The organism is Lacisediminihabitans sp., assembly GCF_043726815.1.
Taxonomy (GTDB): Bacteria; Actinomycetota; Actinomycetes; order Actinomycetales; family Microbacteriaceae; genus Lacisediminihabitans.
On the sequence record NZ_JAYSJZ010000057.1, the window covers coordinates 18,352 to 30,719 of the forward strand.

The window sequence follows — 12,368 nt, forward strand, 5'->3', positions numbered from 1 at the left end:
CACGGGTGCCCGGCCCACAGACTCCAGTTGTGCAGGACGCGTTGTGCAGGACGGCTCCGGCGGATAGCGAGGACGAGAGGCGCGGAACCGACGGGCGCGTCCTGCAGACCGGAACCATCCGGTTCGCCACATCCCTGCCGTGTCCTGCACAAGCTGTCCTGCAGAACTGGAGTCTGCGGGGTAGGCACCCACACCACCGGTCCCCGTCCTGCAGAACACGGACCGACCGCGGCGGGCGGCACAACGGGATGTTAGACGCGGCTGCTCACCGAGTCTCCCGAGAAGCGCTGAGCGAGCCAGACCGGGATGATCGCCGCGATCGTCAGCACGGCGGCGACCACGTTCACCACGGGGGCCTGGTTGGGCCGGAACAGGTTGCCGAAGATCCAGAGCGGAAGGGTCTGCACCTGGGGCCCGGCGGTGAAGGTCGTGACCACGATCTCGTCGAAGCTCAGGGCGAAGGCGAGCAGCGCCCCCGCGATGAGCGCCCCGCGAACCCCGGGGATGGTCACCCGCCAGAAGGTCTGCCAGCCGGTGGCGCCGAGGTCGGCCGAGGCCTCCTCGAGGGCCGTCCCCATCCGGCGGAGCCGCGCCTGCACGTTGTTGAACACGATCACGATGCAGAAGGTGGCGTGCCCGATGATCACCGTCGCTATGCCGAGACCCACCCCGAACGGACCGAGCACGGTGGTGAAGGTGGCGTTGAGGGCGATGCCGGTGACGATGCCGGGCAGGGTGATGGGGAGCACCACCAGGAAGCTGATGGTGGAACGCCCGAAGAAGCGGTAGCGCTGAACCGCGAACGCGGCCATGGTGCCGAGGATGAGGGCGATTCCCGTGGCGAAGAGGCCGGCGAACACCGAGGTACCGAGGGCGGCGAGCGCTCCGGAGCTGCCCGCCGCCTTCTGCCACCACTCCAGGGTGAGGCCGGAGGGCGGAAAGCCGAAGGTGCGGGACGAGTTGAAGGAGTTCAACACGATGAGCAGGAGGGGAACGTAGAGGATGGCCAGCCCGATCACCATGAACACGACGAGGCTGCGGCGAAGGCCGGCTGGCAGTCTCATCAGACGTTCTCCAACGCGCCGGTGCGCCTCATGGCCAGCAGGTAGAGCACGATGGCGGCGAGCGGGATGAGGGAGAGAGCCGCCGCCAGCGGCTGGTTGTTGGCCGTGACCAGCTGGCCGTAGATCACGTTGGCAATCATCTGGGTCTTGCCTCCGACGATCCCGACCGCGATGTAGTCACCGAGCGTGAGCGAGAAGGTGAAGATCGACCCCGCCGCGATCGCGGGGAAGACCAGCGGCAGCGCCACCGATCGGAGGGTGCGCCAGGCCCCGGCGCCGAGATCGAAGCTCGCCTCGAACAGCGAGTCCGACACCCGGTCGAACCCGGCGAACACCGGGATGATCATGTACGGCAGCCAGAGGTAGGCGAGCGTGATCACGGTCGCGGCGAGGCCGTACCCCGGCGAGTTGCCGCCGCTCACCCAGTCGATGGGCCCATGGGGGGCGAGCAGCACGCGCCACGCGTAGGCCTTGACGAGATAGCTCGCCCAGAGCGGCGTCGTGACGGCGACCACGAGGATGATGCGCGCCCGCGGCGAGGCGACCTTCGCCATGTAGAGCGCGAGCGGCAGCGCGATCACGGCGTCGATCACGGTGACGCCGACCGCGATGAGCAGCGTGCGCAGGGCGACGGTGCCGTAGAGCGGATTGGAGAAGAGCTCGGCGAAGTTCGCGAGCGAGTAGGACTGCACCACCTTGCCGGTGAAGCCGTCCACGCTCCAGAACGCCGAGAGCAGCATGACCGCGATCGAGCCGAGGTACATGACCACGAGCCAGAGCATCGGCGCGCCCAGCAGCAGCACCAGCCGGGTCTTCGGCCGGGTCGCGAAGAACACCGTCACGGCGCCGCGCCGGTCGCGGGGGGCGACCGGCCGCGCCACCGCTAGCCCTTGATCTTCTGCCACGCGTCAACCCACTGGGCGTAGGTCGTGCAGTCGCTCTTGCCGCTGCCGTCCACACACTGCTTTTGCGGGGTGGTCCAGTAGTGGATCTTCGACGCGTAGGCCGAGTCGAGCGCGTGGTAGGTGGTGCAGAATTCGGGGTCCGAGGTCTGCTTGCAGGCCAGCGTCTGCGCCGGCGCCTCGCCGAACCACTCCGCGACCTGGGCGTTGGCCTTCGCGCTCGTGATGTAGTCCATCCACTTGTACATGCAGTTGGGGTGCTTGGCCTTGGCCGACACCATCCAGGTGTCCGACCAGCCGGTGGCGCCCTCCTTGGGTACGACCGTCTCCACCTTCACCTTCGCGTCTGAGTTGACCAGGTTCGCGATCACCTGCCACGTCGTGCCCACCACCGAGGTGCCGGACTCGAAGGCCTGCACCTCCTTGGTGTAGTCGGCCCAGTACTCGCCGACGTTGCCGGCCTGCTCCGTGAGCACTTTGACGGCTGCGTCGAGCTGCTTCTGGGTGAGGGAGTACGGGTCCTTGATGCCGAGGGAGGGATCCTTCGTCATCAGGTACAGCGCGGCATCCGCGATGTAGATCGGCGAGTCGTAGGCGGTGACCTTGCCCTTGTAGGCGCTGGACTTGTCGAACACCACCGACCAGGAGTCCGGGGCCGTGGTCACGACGCTCGGGTTGTACATGAGCAGGTTTGCGCCCCAGCCGTGCGGGATGCCGTACATCTGCTTGTTCACCGAGTTCCACGACTTGTGCTTAAGGAAGGGCGAGATCGTGGCGTAGTTGGGCACGAGCTTGGTGTTCACCGGGGCGACGTCGCCCGCATAGACGAGCCGCAGCGTGGCGTCGCCGGACGCGGAGACCCCGTCGTACTGGCCGGTGCGCATGAGCTGCACCATGGCATCCGAGGTGTCGCCGATGGTCGTGCTCACCTTGCAGCCGCTCTGCTGCTCGAAGGGGTGTACCCAGTCCACCGTCGGGTCGTTCGACCCGTCCTCGGCGTAGCCGGCCCAGGCGATCAGATTGAGCTGGCCCTCCCCGGCGCCGAGCTTCTGCAGCATGGCGACCTTGGGCGGCGGCGCACCCTGCGAACTCATGCTCGGCGTGGTCGTCGAACAACCGGTGAACAGCATCGCGGTCGTCAGGGCGACGGCGCCTGCACTCAGCGCCAGAAACCTTCTCTTCATGGTGCACCTCTCTCGGGTCGTGCCGTGGTGGGTCGGGGTTCAGACGTTGATGCTCCTCATGGCGCTCTCGTGCCAGGTCAGTGCGATCGGGTCGCCCCGGCGCACGACCCCGCCATCCGGGCTGTGCGCGTTGAGGATCGTCGCGGTGAGGATGAGCCCCTCCGGGCCCGCGACGACGATTCGGGTGGTGGACCCCGCGTAGACCACGTCCTGAACGATTCCCGCAACGGTGAGCGACCCGGGCGCCGTGGCGGAGCCGCCTTGGGCGACCGAGATCTTCTCCGGGCGCACGGCGAAGGCGCCGTCTCGACCCACGATCGCGCGGGCCGCCGCCCCGCTGATCACGTTCGACGACCCGACGAACCCGGCAACGAACTGGGTGGCCGGGTTCTCGTAGACCTCTTCGGCCCGACCGACCTGCTCGATGCGGCCGTTGTTGAAGACGGCGAGGCGGTCGCAGAGGGTGAGGGCCTCATCCTGGTCGTGGGTGACGAAGAGGAAGGTGATTCCCACCTCGCGCTGGATCGCCTTGAGCTCGAGCTGCATCTGCTCGCGGAGCTTGAGGTCGAGCGCGCCGAGCGGCTCGTCGAGCAGCAGCACCCGGGGCCGGTTCACCAGGGCCCTGGCGAGGGCGACCCGCTGGCGCTGGCCACCGGACAACTGGGTCGGCTTGCGCCTTCCGTGCTCGCCGAGCCGCACCATGTCGAGCGCCTCCCCCACGCGGCGCGCCCGCTCCGCCCTGGGCACCCGGTGCACGAGCAGTCCGTACTCCACGTTCTGGGCGACCGTCATGTGCGGGAAGAGCGCATAGTCCTGGAACACCGTGTTCACGTCGCGACGGAACGGTGGCAGGGTCGTGGCATCGACGCCGGCCAGGAAGACGGACCCGGAGGTCGGCTGCTCGAAGCCGGCGATCATCCGCAGAACCGTCGTCTTGCCCGACCCGGATGGGCCGAGCATCGCGAAGAACTCGCCGTCCGCGATGTCGAGGTCGATGCCGTCGACGGCGGTGACGGCGCCGAAGGTCTTGCGGAGCGCGCGCAGCGACACCTGCGGCACAGCGGCAGAATCCGTCGCCCGATCGGTCGGCTCGAGCTCGTCGACGGTCGCCTTGGCTATCCGCGAATCGCTCACCACTGCCTCTTAGTGCTTGCCCCACGGGAAACGCTTTGAGTCATGGAATCACACGACACGAGAACAAGTCAATCGCTCCAGGGTCCCCCCGACGGCTGAACCGTGAGGGCGTGAGCCTCGTCGTAACGGTAGCGGGCAACTTCCGCCGATGCGATTGCGTTCGTGCGTGACGCACCCCATTCCAGAAGGAACTCATCGTGAAGATAACAATCAATTCCAGTCTCCTCGGCGCGGCGCTGGTGGCCCTGGCCCTGGCCGGGTGCGCATCGTCCGGCACATCGACCGGCGCCTACGGGTCGGGGCAATCGTCCCCGTCGTCGTCACCGGCACCGGCCGCGGCGAGCGCCGACATCGCCGTCGGCACGTCCACCCTGGGCAAGGTCATTGTGGACGGCAAGGGCATGACGGCCTACGTCTTCGACAAGGACACTCCCAACTCCGGGTCGAGCGCCTGCACCGGGCAGTGCGCCACGCTGTGGCCGGCGATCACCTCGAAGTCGGCGACCCCGCAGGTCAGCGGCGTCACCGGAAAGATCGGAACGATCACAGGCGTCGACGGCGGCAAGCAGGTCACGGTGAACGGGCGACCGATCTACACCTTCGCCCAGGACAAGGCCCCCGGCGACATCAACGGACAGGGCGTTGGCGGCATCTGGTACGTCGTGTCGCCGACCGGTGACGAGGTCAAGTCCGCCAAGTCGGGGTACTAGTCGAGCGGTCCGTTCAGAGCGACTCCCGGCGCTCGTGCCTTGCCGCCGCGAGGTCGCGGGTATCGCCGAGGAGCGATCGCGCCTGCTCCTCGGTGCGGGAATCGCTGGTTCGCCGGCGAGTCGCCGGTGGGATCGAAGAAGAAGAAGGTGTGGCCCCAGGCCGCCTCCGGTGCCGAGGTGTGCGGCCCGGCGGTCATGGCCACGACTCCCGGCAGCCCTGCCGTGTAGGCGATGATCTCGTCTTCGGTCATGCAGAGGATCCTCCCACAGGCTCCGGCGCCCCCGCGAGGCCTTCCCTCTTTTGTATTGTGCACATTTGAATTGTGCACAATGTGTTAGTGTCGTTCTCATGACCGCGACCCAGAGCAGCGCCCTCTCCCTCGACGGGCAGATCTGTTTCGCGCTCTACAACGCCTCCCACGCGCTCACCGCGCGCTACCGGGAGCTGCTCGACCCCCTCGGCGTCACCTACCCGCAATACCTGGCACTACTCGTGCTCTGGGAGTCCGGGCCGGTGACCGTGTCCCGGCTCGGGGAACGGCTGCACCTCGATTCCGGCACGCTGTCCCCGTTGCTTCGGCGGCTCGAGAAGGCCGGGCTGATCGCGCGGAATCGCCTCCCGCACAACGAGCGCAGCGTCGAGGTCTCACTCACCGACGCGGGCAGCGACCTCCGCCGCCGGGCGGAACTGATCCCCGCACAGGTCTGTGCGGCGACGGGACTTCGGCTCGATGAGCTGAAGGCCCTCGTGACCCAGGTCACCGCCGTCGCCGATCACGCGCGCGCCTCCCACTGACTCACCCTTCCCGCCACGGCCGCACTGCCGGCCCGACAGAAAGAAGCACAACCATGCCCACTCGCACCGCACGCACCGCCTGGAACGGCAGCCTCGAGACCGGTGGGGGCCAGGTCGAGCTCTCCAGCTCCAAGCTCGGCACCTACGACGTCTCCTTCCCGAAGCGCGCCGCCGAAACCGCCAACGGATTCACGAGCCCCGAAGAACTTCTCGCCGCCGCCCACTCCGCCTGCTACGCCATGCAGTTCTCCGCCGTGCTCGGCGCGGCCGGTGGCACCGTCGAGGCCCTCGATGTGAAGGCCGACGTGAGTCTCGGAGCGGACCCGGCCGGTGGCTTCCGCCTCTCCGGCATCCACCTGACCGTTCGCGGAGAGGTGACTGGCATCGACGAGGCCACCTTCCTCGCCGCGGCGACCGAGGCCAAGGCTACCTGCCCCGTGAGCAAGGCGCTCACCGGCGTCGAGATCACCCTGGACGCCCAGCTCGAAAGCTAGGTCGACCGGCCCGGGCGCTCGGTCCTCGAGCGCCCGGACCGCCACCGGACAACGCCGGCTCAGTAGACGGTGAGGCCGTGCGAACGGAACTGCTCCCGAACGCGATCCTGAAGACCTTCATCCGGCGGCTGCACGTCTCGCAGTCGGTACGGCAGACCGAGGCGTTCCCACTTGCTCTTGCCCATCTGATGGAAGGGCAAAACCTCGACCCGCTCGACGTTGCCCCACCGCGCCACGATCTTCGCGACCTCCTCCACGTTCTCCGGCGCGTCGGTGAGACCGGGAACGAGCACGAAGCGGATCCAGACGGCCACCCCCGCCTCCTCGAGCCTGTCGCCGAAGGCGATCGTCGGCGCGAGTTCGCCCCCTGTGACCTCACGGTAGGTCTCGGGAATGCCGGACTTCACGTCGAGAAGCACCAGATCCGTGTTCTGAAGGAGCTCATCCGAGGCCTTCCGGCCCAGGAACCCAGACGTGTCCAGCGCCGTGTGGATGCCTGCCGTGCGGCACTCCGCGAAGACGCGACGCACGAACGCCGGCTGCATGAGCGGCTCACCGCCCGAGATCGTCAGCCCGCCGCCGGTCGTCTCGAACACGTCCCGGTAGCGGCGCACCCGATCCATCACCTCGTCGATGCCGGTGAGCCTGCCCTCGCGAAGGCGCCAGGTGTCGGGGTTCTGGCAGTACTGGCAGCGCAACGGACAGCCGTTGAGGAAGAGCGTCATGCGCGTTCCCGGCCCGTCCACGGCCGTCACCAGCTCCCAGGAGTGAACGCTCCCGAGGGCACCGGTGCGGATGCCCTCCAGCTCCTCGTGTCTGATCGACGCGACGAGCCGGGCGTGCGCCTCGGCGTCGTCCCCCGGGTGCTCGAGGGCGACGACCGGGCAGTCGAGTGTGGGATACCCGGGGGTACCGAGAAAGACCGTGGCCACGTGGGGCGCCGGCTCAGACGCCGGCATGGAAGGTGCGGCTGATGACATCCAGCTGCTGCTCCCGGGTGAGGCGCACGAAGTTGACGGCATAGCCCGAGACGCGGATCGTGAGCTGCGGGTACTTCTCGGGGTGTTCCATGGCGTCGACGAGGGTCTCGCGGTTCAACACGTTCACATTGAGGTGGTAGCCGTCGGCCTCGGTGAAGGCGTCGAGAAGCCCGACGAGGTTGGTGACCTGTTGCTCCTTCGTGTGGCCGAGGCCGCTCGGCACGATGCTGGTGGTCAGGGAGATGCCGTCCTGCGCGGAGGCGTACGGGATCTTGGCGACGCTGAGGGCGGACGCCAGCATGCCGTGAGTGTCCCGACCGTTCATGGGGTTGGCCCCCGGAGCGAACGGTGCCCCGCCGCGGCGACCGTCCGGCGTGTTGCCGGTGGCCTTGCCGTAGACGACGTTGGACGTGATGGTGAGCACGGACTGGGTGTGCACGGCGTTGCGGTAGGTGGGGTGCTCGCGCAGCATCTCCATGAATCGGGTGGTGATCATGGTCGCGATGCCGTCCACCCGGTCGTCATCGTTGCCGAACGCCGGGTACTCGCCCTCGATCGTGTAGTCGACGGCGAGGCCGGTCTCGTCGCGGACGGGGCGCACCGTCGCGTACCTGATGGCGGACAGGGAGTCCGCCGCGACGCTGAGCCCGGCGATTCCGCAGGCCATCGTGCGAAGCACCTTCTGGTCGTGCAGGGCCATCTCGAGGCGCTCGTAGGCGTACTTGTCGTGCATGTAGTGGATGCAATTCAGCGCATCGACGTAGGTGGCGGCGAGCCAGCCGAGCAGCCGCTGATACGCGGTCCACACGGTCTCGTAGTCGAGAACGTCCCCGGCGATCGGAGCGGACTCCGGCGCGATCTGCTCGCCCGAGACCTCATCGCGCCCGCCGTTGATCGCGTACAGCAGCGCCTTGGCGACGTTGACCCGAGCACCGAAGAACTGCATCTGCTTGCCCACCCGCATGGGCGAGACACAGCAGGCGATTGCCGCGTCGTCGCCCCAGGCGCCCCGGATGAGTTCGTCGGACTCGTACTGGATGGCGGACGTGTCGATCGACACCCCGGTGCAGAAGCGCTTGAATCCCTCGGGCAGCCTGTCGCTCCACAGCACCGTGAGGTTCGGCTCCGGCGCCGGGCCCAGGTTGTAGAGGGTCTGCAGAAACCGGAATGCCGTCTTGGTGACGAGGGTGCGGCCATCCTGGCCGATCCCGCCGATCGACTCGGTGACCCACGTGGGGTCGCCGGAGTACAGCGAGTCGTATTCCGGCGTGCGTAGGAATCGCACGATCCGCAGCTTGATGACCAGATCGTCGATGAGCTCCTGGGCGGCCTCCTCGGTGAGAACGCCGGCGGCGAGGTCACGCTCCAGGTAGGCGTCGAGGAAGGCCGTGTTGCGGCCGAACGACATCGCCGCGCCGTTCTGTTCCTTCACCGCGCCGAGGTACGCGAAGTACAGCCACTGCACCGCCTCGCGGGCGCTCTCGGCCGGACGCGAGATGTCGTACCCGTACGATGCCGCCATCTGCACGAGCTCTGTCAGCGCCCGCAACTGCTCCGCGTTCTCCTCCCGGTCGCGGATGACCTCCTCGGTGGAGAAGTGGGTGTCGAGTTCCGCCCGGTCGAGCTTCTTCGCCGCGATCAGGGCGTCCACGCCGTACAGCGCGACCCGACGATAGTCGCCGATGATGCGGCCCCTGCCGTAAGCGTCGGGCAGACCGGTGATGATCTTGCTGTGCCGTGCCCGCTTGACCGCGGGAGGATAGACGTCGAAGACGCCGTCGTTGTGGGTCTTGCGGTACTTCGTGAAGATCGTCTCCAACTCGGTCGAGACCTCGTAGCCGTACGTCTGGAGCGAGGTCGCCACCGTGCGCCACCCGCCGAACGGCATGATCGCGCGCTTCAGCGGGGCATCCGTCTGCAGGCCGACGATGAGTTCGTTGTCCCGGTCGATGTAGCCGGGCTTGTGGGCCGTGATGAGGGCCGGGGTCGTCGCGTCGACGTCGTAGACGCCCTTCTCCCGCTCCTCGGGGAACATCGCCGTGAGTCGGTGCCAGATCCCCAGGGTTCGCGTTGTCGGGCCGGTGAGGAAGGAGTCGTCGCCGTCGTACGGGGTGTAGTTGCGCTGGATGAAGTCGCGCACGTCGATGCCGTCGGTCCAGGAACCGGGAACGAAGCCACGCCATGCGCGCTGGGACTCGTCCTGCTCGACGACGGCCGGCTCTGCCTTGTCAACGATTGTCACGGATTGTGCCTTTCGGGAGATCTCACCGCCCACCCTCTGTGCGGGTCTGGCGCACGGTCATCGAGGCCGTCAACTCCAGCTTCGGGCGCGCGGATCGCCGACGGCAGGGTCGAAAGGCCCGCAAGTCGGATGCCGTGACTCCCGGCCCTAGCGCACCCGAAGCACGGTCTTGCCCGGCCCGTGCAGCCGGGCGCCGTCCGCGTATGCCGCGCGCCCCTCCCAGAGGGGATACACCCTGGCCACCGTAGGTAGCAGCTCGCCCGAATCGACGAGCGATGCGATGGTGGCCAGTCCGGCCGGGTTGGCTTCGACGATGAAGAAGTGTGTGTGCAGGTCGCGGCCGTCATTCGCGCAGCCCGCGGTCACGGATCCATTATCGAGCTGGTCGTTCTGGCGCGAAAGATGCTCGGGGCAAGAGGATCGATCGCCCGTCGCCGGTGTCGGCAGTGGACGGCTGTCAAGGGCTGTGCAGTGCAGACGGATGGGACTACCGTGCGCTGTGTCCGCCTCGGTGAGCGCCGCCTCGTCGACCGAGCTGACGGACACGACCCGAAGGAGCAGCCGTGTCAACGAACACCCGAGTGATGTCCTGCACGCCAGAGGCGGTCTTCGCCGTGCTTCGAGATGGCTGGCTCTTCCCCGTCTGGGTCGTGGGTGCCTCGCGGATGCGTGCCGTCGACGCCCGCTGGCCGGGTGTCGGTTCCGCCCTCCACCATTCGTTCGGGGCGTGGCCGTTTCTCATCAATGACGAAACCCGGGTCGAGGAGTCGAGCGAGCCGACGCACCTCGTCCTGCGAGCCAAGGGCTGGCCGATCGGCGAGGCCAGGGTGCAGATCGACATCGAGCCGCACGCCCGCGGCTGCCGGGTGCGCATCGCCGAGAGGGCGATCAGCGGACCGGGGGCGCTCCTGCCGGACGCCTTGATGAACATCCCGCTGTTCCTCCGGAACATCGAGACCCTCAAGCGACTCGCCTACATCGCAGAGGGCCGAGAGGAGAACGGCGAGCTGACCATCCAGACGAAGCAGCCGTTCGAAAGGTCTCTCACGCAAAAAGCCCCGGAGAACCGGGGCCTTGACGACTAAAGCTGGGGTACCTGGACTCGAACCAAGAACAAAAGATCGGCTAGTCAGCACGTTCTGCTTGGAAGATCCGAGCCTTCGACGCCCGCGTAAACCCCGGGAAATCAAGACTTCCGGCGAATTAATACAGTCAGAGGCTAGCACTGCATACGGAGCGATACCGGCTGTTTCTGGTACCGAAAGCGGGTTCTTTGTCCCCAATTTTGTCCCGCTCCCTATAAGTAAACGGTGAGCAGCCACGCTGCAAGTAGGTGAGCGGGAACTTGAGGCTACGGATCCCTGTCCAAGGTAGCCCTGCGAGCCTGCTTCGCTGTTTTTTCGGGGCGCGGAGCCATGCAGGGCACCGCAATTCACGTCATGCATGGCTAAGGTGATCGAGAGTTCCGCGGTCACGAGCTCTCTCCAGCGCTGAGGAGATGACCGCCCGCAAATCCCCAGTCGATGGGACGCCGGCGAAGCGACCACCGATCAGGTGCACCCGGCAGGCAAGATTGGATATCCGTCCGTCGGAGAGGAGAGCATCTGCTCCGTCGACAGGGATGGTGGGCGCTTCTGGCAAAGGGTACCAGCGCGGCGGCGGTGGGCGAGGAGTGCAGTGTCACCCGAATGGGCGGTTGGTTCGATCCGAGTTCGGCGAAGATCGCTGTCACCTGGTCTGCGGTATCGCGCCAGTTCGGGCAGCCCTCGATGTGCAGTATCTCGATGTCCATAGCTCAAGTCCCCGGCGCTGACCGGTGTGGACCACCTCCAAATCACTATTTGCCTACAGACTCTGGTTTTTGACGGGCATCATGTGTTGGGCGGTGGCGAGAGCGTATCCGCTGCTGATCGTGACGAAGGCAGCGATGGCGAGGATCGAGATCGCGAAGGTGATTCTGATGTGCTTGTCGGGAAGTTTCGTCGCGACTCGAGCTGACAGTAGTGAGCCGACGATTGCCGATGCGGCGAAGGTGAGAACGATCGGCCAGTCGAGTGTCAGGTTCTGAATGTGTGCGGAGAATCCGGCGACAGAATTGATGACGATGATGACCAGAGACGTTCCGACTGCGGTGCTCATCTCCAGACCTAGCAGCAGGGTCAGTGCAGGCACGATGATGAAGCCTCCGCCGACGCCGAGCAGTCCCGTGAGGAATCCGACCAGCGCGCCGACAGCAAGTGCTCGTGGTGCGTGGGCACGAAATTTTCGGGACTGGATCAACTCCGTCGTTTCTCGCTGTGCGGTGAGCATTCGAAGGGCCGCGACGACCATGAGTGCGGCGAAAATCAGCATGAGCGCATTCGGGTTGAGCATCCGGTTGACAGCGGTGCCGATCCAGGCGGCAGGGACGCCGGCGGCTCCGACGACTGCAGCGGTGGTCCAATCGATGCCTTGTCGAATGCGCGGAAGGACGGCGGCCAATGCTCCAAGTCCCACGACGATCAGGGATGCCGGAATCGCCTGGACGGGATTCACCCCGACTCCGTAGACTTGGGCTGGGACGGCGATGATCGATCCGCCGGCACCGACGAGGCCCAGCACCGCGCCGATCAGCAGCCCCAGCAGGACGGCGATCATTGCACCCATCGTCAACTGATCCCTTCACTTGGAACTGGTCGTATCCGGCTGGAGGGGTTCGTCCGATGGGATGAATTCATCGGGGACGAGTGACGGGGAGGCCTTCGACGGCCCATTGGATCATGCCTCCCACCATCGTGTCGCAGGCGAATCCGGCCTCGGTGAGAGCGATGGCGACAGAGGCGCTGCGTCTGCCGCTTTGGCACACGACGACGATGGGACGGA

Annotated in this window: 13 protein-coding genes; 4 read left to right on the forward strand and 9 right to left on the reverse strand. The window is 66.7% G+C overall.

The window, feature by feature from the left end; translation table 11 throughout:
* Positions 1-251: 251 nt before the first annotated feature.
* From ACHZD8_RS07450 to ACHZD8_RS07465, 4 genes are read right to left on the reverse strand one after another with little or no spacing between them, the layout of a single operon-like run.
* Positions 252-1,064, reverse strand: a complete 813-nt coding sequence (locus ACHZD8_RS07450) for an ABC transporter permease (protein ID WP_394769570.1) — start codon at positions 1,062-1,064, stop codon at positions 252-254.
* On the reverse strand, positions 1,064-1,969 hold the full coding sequence (locus ACHZD8_RS07455; RefSeq protein ID WP_394769571.1) for an ABC transporter permease: 906 nt from the start codon (positions 1,967-1,969) through the stop codon (positions 1,064-1,066). The genes ACHZD8_RS07450 and ACHZD8_RS07455 overlap by 1 nt, the downstream gene beginning before the upstream one ends.
* On the reverse strand, positions 1,948-3,150 hold the full coding sequence (locus ACHZD8_RS07460; RefSeq protein ID WP_394769572.1) for an ABC transporter substrate-binding protein: 1,203 nt from the start codon (positions 3,148-3,150) through the stop codon (positions 1,948-1,950). The genes ACHZD8_RS07455 and ACHZD8_RS07460 overlap by 22 nt, the downstream gene beginning before the upstream one ends.
* A gap of 39 nt (positions 3,151-3,189) precedes the next feature.
* Positions 3,190-4,284, reverse strand: a complete 1,095-nt coding sequence (locus ACHZD8_RS07465; RefSeq protein WP_394769573.1) for an ABC transporter ATP-binding protein — start codon at positions 4,282-4,284, stop codon at positions 3,190-3,192.
* 197 nt (positions 4,285-4,481) lie between these two features.
* Here ACHZD8_RS07465 and ACHZD8_RS07470 point away from each other — a divergent pair, with 197 nt between their 5' ends.
* Positions 4,482-4,994 (forward strand): hypothetical protein, encoded by a 513-nt coding sequence (locus ACHZD8_RS07470; protein ID WP_394769574.1) that lies wholly within the window; start codon positions 4,482-4,484, stop codon positions 4,992-4,994.
* Here ACHZD8_RS07470 and ACHZD8_RS07475 read toward each other — a convergent pair.
* Positions 4,991-5,245 carry a hypothetical protein gene (locus ACHZD8_RS07475; RefSeq protein ID WP_394769576.1) on the reverse strand — a complete coding sequence of 85 codons (255 nt, stop codon included), beginning with the start codon at positions 5,243-5,245 and terminating at the stop codon, positions 4,991-4,993. The two genes, ACHZD8_RS07470 and ACHZD8_RS07475, sit on opposite strands and share 4 nt — an antisense overlap.
* 98 nt (positions 5,246-5,343) lie before the next feature.
* On the opposite strand from ACHZD8_RS07475, the gene ACHZD8_RS07480 reads away from it, so the two are divergent.
* Both ACHZD8_RS07480 and ACHZD8_RS07485 read left to right on the forward strand, forming a co-directional pair.
* Positions 5,344-5,790 carry a MarR family winged helix-turn-helix transcriptional regulator gene (locus ACHZD8_RS07480; RefSeq protein WP_394769577.1) on the forward strand — a complete coding sequence of 149 codons (447 nt, stop codon included), beginning with the start codon at positions 5,344-5,346 and terminating at the stop codon, positions 5,788-5,790.
* 53 nt (positions 5,791-5,843) lie between these two features.
* On the forward strand, positions 5,844-6,284 hold the full coding sequence (locus ACHZD8_RS07485) for an OsmC family peroxiredoxin (protein ID WP_394769578.1): 441 nt from the start codon (positions 5,844-5,846) through the stop codon (positions 6,282-6,284).
* A 59-nt stretch (positions 6,285-6,343) separates the two neighbouring features.
* Here ACHZD8_RS07485 and pflA read toward each other — a convergent pair whose 3' ends face one another.
* The 3 genes from pflA to ACHZD8_RS07500 all read right to left on the reverse strand — a co-directional run bounded on the left by pflA (position 6,344) and on the right by ACHZD8_RS07500 (position 9,872).
* Positions 6,344-7,216, reverse strand: a complete 873-nt coding sequence (pflA, locus tag ACHZD8_RS07490; protein WP_394769579.1) for a pyruvate formate-lyase-activating protein — start codon at positions 7,214-7,216, stop codon at positions 6,344-6,346.
* A gap of 13 nt (positions 7,217-7,229) precedes the next feature.
* Positions 7,230-9,506: a formate C-acetyltransferase gene (pflB, locus tag ACHZD8_RS07495; protein ID WP_394769580.1), complete on the reverse strand. Its 2,277-nt coding sequence runs from the start codon at positions 9,504-9,506 to the stop codon at positions 7,230-7,232.
* Positions 9,507-9,653: 147 nt separating this feature from the next.
* Entirely contained in the window at positions 9,654-9,872 is a 219-nt protein-coding gene (locus tag ACHZD8_RS07500) for a zinc-binding dehydrogenase (RefSeq protein ID WP_394769581.1), read from the reverse strand.
* 197 nt (positions 9,873-10,069) lie between these two features.
* On the opposite strand from ACHZD8_RS07500, the gene ACHZD8_RS07505 reads away from it, so the two are divergent.
* On the forward strand, positions 10,070-10,591 hold the full coding sequence (locus ACHZD8_RS07505) for an SRPBCC family protein (protein ID WP_394769582.1): 522 nt from the start codon (positions 10,070-10,072) through the stop codon (positions 10,589-10,591).
* A gap of 760 nt (positions 10,592-11,351) precedes the next feature.
* On the opposite strand, the gene ACHZD8_RS07510 is transcribed toward ACHZD8_RS07505, so the two are convergent.
* The gene (locus ACHZD8_RS07510) at positions 11,352-12,143 is read right to left on the reverse strand and encodes a sulfite exporter TauE/SafE family protein (RefSeq protein ID WP_394769583.1); all 792 of its coding nucleotides are present in this window, start codon (positions 12,141-12,143) and stop codon (positions 11,352-11,354) included.
* Positions 12,144-12,368: the final 225 nt, after the last annotated feature.

Coding starts and splice junctions, on each gene's coding strand:
- ACHZD8_RS07450 (WP_394769570.1), bottom strand. CDS start 1,064: ATGAGACTGCCAGCCGGCCTTCGCCGCAGCCTCGTCGTGTTCATGGTG.
- ACHZD8_RS07460 (WP_394769572.1), bottom strand. CDS start 3,150: ATGAAGAGAAGGTTTCTGGCGCTGAGTGCAGGCGCCGTCGCCCTGACG.
- ACHZD8_RS07475 (WP_394769576.1), bottom strand. CDS start 5,245: ATGACCGAAGACGAGATCATCGCCTACACGGCAGGGCTGCCGGGAGTC.
- ACHZD8_RS07480 (WP_394769577.1), top strand. CDS start 5,344: ATGACCGCGACCCAGAGCAGCGCCCTCTCCCTCGACGGGCAGATCTGT.
- ACHZD8_RS07485 (WP_394769578.1), top strand. CDS start 5,844: ATGCCCACTCGCACCGCACGCACCGCCTGGAACGGCAGCCTCGAGACC.
- ACHZD8_RS07510 (WP_394769583.1), bottom strand. CDS start 12,143: ATGATCGCCGTCCTGCTGGGGCTGCTGATCGGCGCGGTGCTGGGCCTC.